General features: G+C 50.2%; 6 protein-coding genes. 2 read left to right on the top strand and 4 right to left on the bottom strand.

Going from position 1 to position 5,555, the window contains the following annotated elements:
• Positions 1–393: 393 nt before the first annotated feature.
• The 3 genes from E1189_RS03150 to E1189_RS03140 all read right to left on the bottom strand — a co-directional run bounded on the left by E1189_RS03150 (position 394) and on the right by E1189_RS03140 (position 3,108).
• Positions 394–1,416 carry a DsbA family protein gene (locus E1189_RS03150; RefSeq protein WP_155158594.1) on the bottom strand — a complete coding sequence of 341 codons (1,023 nt, stop codon included), beginning with the start codon at positions 1,414–1,416 and terminating at the stop codon, positions 394–396.
• Positions 1,417–1,504: 88 nt separating this feature from the next.
• Positions 1,505–2,005: a GAF domain-containing protein gene (locus E1189_RS03145; RefSeq protein WP_155158593.1), complete on the bottom strand. Its 501-nt coding sequence runs from the start codon at positions 2,003–2,005 to the stop codon at positions 1,505–1,507.
• A gap of 11 nt (positions 2,006–2,016) precedes the next feature.
• Positions 2,017–3,108, bottom strand: a complete 1,092-nt coding sequence (locus E1189_RS03140; protein WP_155158592.1) for a radical SAM protein — start codon at positions 3,106–3,108, stop codon at positions 2,017–2,019.
• A gap of 188 nt (positions 3,109–3,296) precedes the next feature.
• Here E1189_RS03140 and E1189_RS03135 point away from each other — a divergent pair, with 188 nt between their 5' ends.
• Positions 3,297–3,965, top strand: coding sequence for a hypothetical protein (locus tag E1189_RS03135; RefSeq protein ID WP_155158591.1), 669 nt, complete (start codon positions 3,297–3,299; stop codon positions 3,963–3,965).
• Positions 3,966–4,728: 763 nt separating this feature from the next.
• Here the strand turns inward: E1189_RS03135 and E1189_RS03130 are convergent.
• The gene (locus E1189_RS03130; RefSeq protein WP_155158590.1) at positions 4,729–4,992 is read right to left on the bottom strand and encodes a hypothetical protein; all 264 of its coding nucleotides are present in this window, start codon (positions 4,990–4,992) and stop codon (positions 4,729–4,731) included.
• A gap of 278 nt (positions 4,993–5,270) precedes the next feature.
• Between E1189_RS03130 and E1189_RS03125 the strand changes: the two genes are divergently transcribed.
• The coding region (locus E1189_RS03125) for a hypothetical protein (protein ID WP_155158589.1) at positions 5,271–5,555 on the top strand (285 nt) is incomplete at its 3' end.

Below are 5,555 nucleotides of genomic sequence, written 5' to 3'. Positions count from 1 at the left end.
TGAATTCTTTGTTAAAGATCGCTCTTCATCGCATTTTGTGAAGAGGATAGCTGAAGTTCTTAAAGAGTAACTCGTTAGTCGCTTCAGCGAGGCGGCCATTTTACCGTGGCGCCGGTCGGTGTCAAGTGATTCGTTTTCGATCAATTCCAAAAGTTAAATAGTGAAATCAGTCGGTTATGAATATCTTAACTGTGTCGTCCTGGCCTTTTCTCCGTCTTGTTTGACGGCCTGCCGTAACAACGAGGGCGCATTCTAATTAGATTCCGATTAAGGTCAAGGGGATTCTTTCGATATACGACATTTACTTAACAACCAGTGGCAACATACAACAATGCCGATGAAAGGTGATTCCATCGGCATCATTTTTCACAAACCTTTATTCAGGAGCTTTTACTAAAAGCCCGCTGCCTGACGCACAGCTTGTTCCAGCCCTTCCCTCAGGTTTTCCGGCTGCAAAGCCTTGCCGTCCATAAAGAAGGCAGGAGTTCCGGTTAATCCGAGACGTTCGGCTACAGCTTCTGAACGCGCCACTCTCTTTTCGGGGCGATCACTGTCCAGACAGGTTTGATACGCGGCCATATCTAAGCCAAGCCCTTCGGCCAGGGTTATCTTGGAGTTTTCATTCAATGAATGCTGCTGCTTGAATGCGGTATCATTGTATTCCCAGAACATACCCTGTTCATCAGCACATACAGCACCCAGAGCCACACCACGAGAGATGCCGGAGCGGTTGATTGGGAAGTCCATATAAACGAGGCGAATATTATTGCCTGCGGCTTCCATGACCTTATTCAGAGTTTCGGCAGCATCGGCACAATGGGGGCATTGATAATCTGCAAACTTGATTAATGTGTGTGCTGCTGAGGGGTTACCTTTTGACGGGAAGCCATCCGTATCAATAACTGTGAATGGAGCTTGTGGTTCCTGAAGAAGAACCTTCATACCCAACTCATCGTGCAACCGCTCAGTTAACTCTGCACGCTTTTGTTGGAGATCCTGCCCTGCGAGAAAGTTTTGGATCTGCTCTCTGACTTGTTCATAGGGTGCGGGAATACGTTCTTTATTTTCATTGTAAAAGGCCTGCATGGCTTCTTCTGTGGGTTCTTCCAGGCCCAAAACGTCCATCAGTACATCCTGACGGTCGTCGCCACTTTCCTTGATTTTTTCCTGCACATACATTTCACCCGCAGCACTGGAAACAATATGTGTTTTCCGGGTCCAGGCTTCTCGTTCAATATCAAACATGGCTCTCGCAGCAGCAGGAGGCAGCTGATCGATGGTGTATTCCTTGCCTTGCATAGCCAGAACAGCGCTCGACTGACCAACAGCCTGCGGTTTCCCCTGCAGATAAAAGAAGCTAGATGCTCCACCAATAACGAGGCCAAGCCCCAAAGCCAGCAGCACTTTTGGATTCATATTGATTATTCACTGTTGTTATAGAACTCAGGAAATCCTAGGTAGCTGCGGCTCTCGGGTCAACCTGCAGATACAATTCCTCGCAATATCAACTCAACTTTGCGAGATGTAACCCATCTTGAATCAATTCAACCAAACGAATCAGACCTTTTTCATCCTCTTCTGTGAAGCGTTCCTTTACAGGGCTATCAATATCCAGAACAGCCACTACTTTGCCATCGTGTAGCAGTGGTAGAACAATCTCACTTTGGCTGGCGGCATCGCAGGAGATATGGCCGGGAAAAGCGTCTACATCCGCAATACGCTGAATAGCATTTTCACTGGCCGCTGTGCCACACACGCCTCGCCCAAGGGGAATACGGGTACAGGCCGGTTGACCGTGGAAAGGCCCTAAAACCAGCTGTTCTTCCTGCATAAGGTAGAAGCCAGCCCAGTTCACATCGTCCAACACATTAAAAAGCAGGCTGGAGAGGTTGGCCATTCCGGCAATGGGGTCCGCTTCTGCAGAAATCAGACCTTCTGCCAGCTGATTAAACTCATGGTAAAAGGCGGAAGCTGGTTGGTTCCGATCAATCTCGATGGAAAACATAACTGCAGTTCTCAGGAAAAATAATAGAAGTTATGGGATGAATAGGCCGTTACACGTGCACGGGTGCTCGCCTGCAACTGCTGCTTCATGTCTTTGGCCTCATCAAATGCCCGCCCTTCAGGCTGCAAAGCACCATCAGTGAACCAAGGCGATATGTATACCCTATCTTCTTCCTCAAGCTCCAGTGCTTGTAAAAAATTATCTGTTTGTTTTCGATGCTCAGGAAAATGTTCTGCTGCAATAAACCCCGTCAGCACTGTAAATCCAACTGCGATTCCTGCCTGTTTGAGTTGATGAGCCAGACGCTCTGTTTTCCAGAGTTGATCACTTTTGCCAATAGTTTTCCTTAAATCCGGTGCTCCTGTTTCCAACCCCAGCACGACCTGTCGCAAACCCTTGCTTTGTAATTCTTCCCACTGTTCAACTGTACGTTTCCCCATGTAGTCCGCATCACCAAAGCAGGCTATTCCCCTTTTGGGCATACCCAACAGCTTAATAGCATTATCAAGGGTGCGACCTAATGCAGAAAATGGCAAAGCCAGTGCATTAGCAGAGCCAAGGAATATTCCTTCTCGTCCAGCAACGCCTTTTGGAAAGAGTGTTTTCACCTGCCGGGAGAAATCGTCCTGGCCATCACTTCTCAGAAGCGAGAAAGGCTTTCCACGATAAAACGCACAAAACGTGCACTGGCCATTAGGGCAACCGGTTGTCACGGGAAAAACCACGTCCCGATAACGGTCAGGGGGAAGAACAGGTACACCTTCCGGATAAACCGCCTGATAAGCCTGCTCCTGCTGATGATAAAACCCGATGGGCAACCGAAGACACCGTTGCAGTATAACCTCTACGGCATCCGCAACACCTGCCTCTAACGTACGGCGACAGAATGGTAATATGTCCTGATGCAACTCAACGGCCTGCTTCGCTCCCGGAGAAAAGATGCCGTTTGCCCCATGCACTGAACCATCAACACCCCGACGATAAAATCTCTCATCGTGACGTATAGCTTTCCACTCTCCCTGCACGCCCAAACGCATGGAAACATCAGAGTCAGAGCACTCTACCTTCACTCCTTCAGGAAGAACCCTTATCTGAAATGTCACAGTATTACTTTCCTTTAAATAACGTTATTGACCTGAAAAACCCTGCAAGCACTGGAATATAGACGACTGTACTCTTTACACAGAGTCGCCCCAGTATACAGAATACCCCTATGGTTCAGTTGTCCAAGTCCTCTCCAATAAGTAACTGAAGTTACGCACTGGCTGAAAAATACGGCAGTATTGCCCACATGAGTTTACCTGGCTCCTTTCTTTCTGATCAGTTTCTCCTTGCACAGGGCATTGCTGCTGCTCTGGCGGTGAGAGTTAAGCAGGCTGGGCGAATCGAAGGTGGCGCCGCAGTGGCAGGTGGTGCTCCGTTTCCCCTTGCACGGGGCATTGCTGCTGCTCTGGCGGTGAGAGTTAAGCTGACTGGGGGAATCGAAGATGAAGCCGCAGGGGCAGGTGGTGTTCCACCTACCCTTGCACTTGGCGTCACTGCTGCCCCGGCGGTGAGAGCTAAGCAGGTTGACCGAGTCGAAGGTGGCGCCGCAGAGGCAAGTGGTGTTCTTCTTTCCCTTACACCGGACGTCGCTGCTGCCCCGGCGGTGAGAGCTAAGCAGGTTGACCGAATCGAAGGCGGCGCCGCAAGGGCAGACGGTGTTCCACTTTCCCCTGCATCGGGGGTCTCGGCTGCTCTGGCGGTGAGAGATAAGCAGGTTGACCGAATCAAAGGGCACGCCGCAAGGGCAAGTTGTGTTCCGCCTCCCCTTGCACGGGGCGTTCCTGCTGCCTTGGCGGTGAGAGTTAAGCAAGCTGGGCGAATCGAAGGTAGCACCACAGGGACAGGTGGTGTTCCACTTTCCCTTGCATCGAGGGTCCCTGCAGATCTGGTGGTGAGAGTTAAGTGCGCCTGGTGAATCGAAGGTAGCGCCACAAAAGCAGGTAGTGTTCCGCTTTCCTCGGTACACTCCCCCCTTGTCACCTTGGTTCAATACTTCTACTGTCGGTGCAGGGCTATCGTAACCCAAGTTACCTGAGGCTGTTGATGCCGCCTCATAAACCCCTTCTACCTCTTGTTTGACAACTGTTCGGCAGTGAATTTCCCAAGCGTTAATATCATAATTAAAAGGCAGCCGAAACCCATCAACGAATTCACCTGTTATTATCACGTCATCTGTCGCTGACGAGGAATGAACTTTGCTGGGAGTTGCGGAGCAGGTAGAGCCCTCAACTATCAGCCCAGGGGTTTCCTTGTTCTGACGTGGTACCCTGATTCTGGATAGACTCCCACCCCCCTGGCAGACCAGGCTATTTTCTGGACCCGGTACACAGAATGTGTCGTCCAGAGGTTGAACGACAGGTGAAGATATGCGGATACGGCCTGTTGAGATGATATCGGCCTCCCCTTTACCTGACGGCAAGACAAAAGTGCAGTGACTCACCTGCTTGTCTGTACCCGCATCAACAACAGCGGGAGCAACGGTCAGGATAAACCAAAGCCATGAGGCATTTGCCAGCCTTTGCAACGAGCATACCCCCTGATTCAACTCAGACACGAAAGGCTAGTTGATGAGTCAGACTGAGGCAATTTTCAAACCCGATAAATTATGGATCCAGATAGAGCCCAATAAAAAAGGGTACTCTATAAAGAATACCCCGTTCTGCATGTCTGCAAATGATTCACTGTTTAAAATAACCAGGCAGTGTATCCACAGAGATGTTGGCACCATTCATAGAGTCTTCAGATTTGCGTTCATAGTCTTCACAGATTGCAAGGTAGTGGGCCAGAATACTGGGAGGGAGGTCGCGCCAGTTATAGTGAGTGTTTTCAAGAGCGTGGTGCAGAAGAATCTGTCCTATAAAGGCTGTGCGCCCGTGGGAAGAATCTGCAGGATAAAGTGCCTCGATTCCATCCAATATACGTTGCTTTTCTCGACTGGCCATATCAACTCCTTATGCCCGACCTACCCCATTCATTGTAGGCACAACGACATCAGTAGCCGGGCCATATAGCCAAAACTTATTTCATTCCCCTCATATCTCCACATTCGCAATAAACACACCGAATTCCTAAGGAATCTTCTCGAGTCAGGCAAAGCGGCCTATTCCCGAGGCTGTTATCCTTGTAAATCTGAACTGTTAAAGCCATAGCTTTTTTAAATCCCGCCTCCTTTCTGTTTGACTCGCTTCGCCTTGCACCGGGTGTCGCTGCTGTACTTGCGGTGAGTGTTAAACAGGTTGACCGTATCAAAGGTGGTGCCGCAGGGACAGGTAGTGTTCCGCTTCCCTTTGCACCGAGCGTCCTGGCTGCCCCGGCGGTGAGAGTAAAGCCGGTTGACCGAATCAAAGATGAGGCCGCAGGCGCAGGTAGTGTTTTGCTTTCCCTTACACCGGGCGTCTCGGCTGCTCTGACGGTGAGAGTTGAGAAGACTGACCGAAGCAAAGGTGGTGCCGCAGAGGCAGGTGGTGTTGCGCCCCCCCTTGCACCGAGCGTCGTTACTGCACTG

It is taken from the genome of Parendozoicomonas verongulae, assembly GCF_009711465.1.
GTDB lineage: Bacteria > Pseudomonadota > Gammaproteobacteria > Pseudomonadales > Endozoicomonadaceae > Sansalvadorimonas > Sansalvadorimonas verongulae.
This window is presented reverse-complemented; position numbering and strand designations above follow the sequence as displayed.